Source organism: Rhodococcus sp. YH1, assembly GCF_009939605.1.
In the GTDB taxonomy this organism is placed as follows: Bacteria; Actinomycetota; Actinomycetes; order Mycobacteriales; family Mycobacteriaceae; genus Rhodococcus; species Rhodococcus aetherivorans.
The window spans coordinates 1-1,218 of record NZ_WVTE01000193.1; the positions used below are offsets into that span (position 1 = coordinate 1).

Below are 1,218 nucleotides of genomic sequence, written 5' to 3' on the forward strand. Positions count from 1 at the left end.
GGCGGCATGCTCGGAGGAGCCGCCGGCGCCGCCGCCGGTGGACCCGGCCGCGCTGGCGGGGGCCGTGGGAATCGACGCGGTGGTCGGCCACCTCACGGAACTCGAACGCATCGCCACCGAGCACGACGGCAACCGCGCCGTGGGCACCGCCGGCTACGACGCGAGCGTCGACTACGTCGCCGGCCGGTTGCGCGACGCGGGATTCGACGTGCAGACCCCGGAGTTCGACGTCCGCAGTTTCGACGTGGAGACCGAGACCCTGACCGTCGCCGGCGCGCCGGTGCCGGTCCGGGCCCTCGAGTTCTCGCCGTCCACCGGTCCGGACGGACTCACCGCCCGGCTCGTGCCGGTGCCCGCCGACGACACGCCCGGGTGCGAGGCCTCCGACTACGACGGTCTCGACGTCTCCGGCGCCGTCGTGCTCGTCACGCGCGGGGTGTGCCCGTTCTTCGTCAAGCAGCAGGTCGCGGCCGAACGCGGTGCGGCGGCGCTCCTCGTCGCCAACAACGAGGACGGTGCGCTCGCCGGCGCCACCCTCGGCGAGGAGGGCAACGACCTCGTGCCCGCCGCGGGGATCAGCGGCGCCGACGGCCGCGCGCTCGCCGCCGCACCCACCACGGTGACCCTCGTCCTCGACACCCGCGTCGACAGCGTGCGCTCGCGCAACGTGCTCGCGCAGACCGCCACGGGCTCGACCGACGACGTGGTCGTCGTCGGCGCCCACCTCGACAGCGTCCCGGAGGGACCGGGCATCAACGACAACGGCACCGGCGTCGCCGCGGTGCTCGAGACGGCCCTGCAGCTCGGCAGCGACCCGGGTGTCACCAACGCGGTGCGGTTCGCGTTCTGGGGCGCCGAGGAGGTCGGGCTGGTCGGCTCCACCGACTATGTGGCCTCCCTGGACGACGCCGCCCGCGAGGACATCGCCCTGTACCTGAACTTCGACATGCTCGGGTCGCCGAATCCCGGCTACCTCGTCTACGACGGCGACGACTCCGACGCGGTGGGCGCCGGACCGGGACCGGAAGGCTCGGCCGGCATCGAGCGCACCTTCCTGGGCTACCTGACGTCGCGGGGCGTCGCCGCGGACGGCACCGACTTCGACGGCGACGGTGGAACCGAAGGTCTTCGTCAGTCCGGTCACTTCGATCATGACCCACAGCCTGCCCGATTCGGGCGGATCGCGCCGCGCGGGGTCGCCCTACGGTCCTGCAGGCG

General features: G+C 73.7%; 1 protein-coding gene. It reads left to right on the forward strand.

The genetic code is table 11. The features are described 5' to 3' along the window. Positions 1-1,218 (forward strand): M28 family peptidase (locus tag AIIKEEIJ_RS14440; protein WP_238406366.1); only part of this gene is annotated, 1,218 nt, incomplete at both ends.